Source organism: Shewanella sp. Isolate11 (genome assembly GCF_022398315.1).
Lineage (GTDB): Bacteria > Pseudomonadota > Gammaproteobacteria > Enterobacterales > Shewanellaceae > Shewanella.
In genome coordinates, this window is record NZ_JAKEVF010000015.1 from 1 (window position 1) to 577 (window position 577).

Sequence of the window (577 nt, forward strand, 5' to 3'; positions counted from 1 at the left end):
AACCGAACCGAGTTTATGTGCTCGAGTATGAACAGTTTAACGATAATGCTTGGAACTATGGTGAAGCGCCCATCTGGAGAGAAAATATTAAGCCGCGTCTGACCTTTTATGAAACCATTGAGCTGGGGTTAGACTCAGATTTCGATGGCATCATYGATAGTGAAGATGATGATATGGATAACGACGGTACCATCAATCCCGAAGATACTTACCCCTTAGATCCCACAGAGCAGGCTGACAGTGATGGTGATGGCCTAGGCGATAATGCCGATGCCTTCCCGGATGATCCTTCAGAGCAAGTCGACAGCGATGGAGATGGCAGTGGTGATAACAGTGATTTAGCGCCGAATGATCCACTTATCGGTGCCGCCCGTAGCTTTACCAGTGCTGACTTAAAAGCCAACTATTTGTATTTATTGCCTAGCCGAGTCGTTGAGCCGACTTTCCGTTTAGGTGTGACCGAAGGTGACCAATACCTGTTCGACAATGAGCAATTTGTGGGTCAGCAGATCACCCGTGTGGGGCCGATTGATTTCAGCTTCAGTTTTGATACCGATGTGCTGGAGATGTTTATCAG

At 47.4% G+C, this 577-nt stretch carries 1 protein-coding gene; it reads left to right on the forward strand.

The window, feature by feature from the left end; all coding sequences use genetic code 11:
* Positions 1-577, forward strand: a 577-nt coding sequence (locus L1D21_RS16480) for a hypothetical protein (RefSeq protein WP_239846330.1), incomplete at both ends; no start/stop codon positions are given.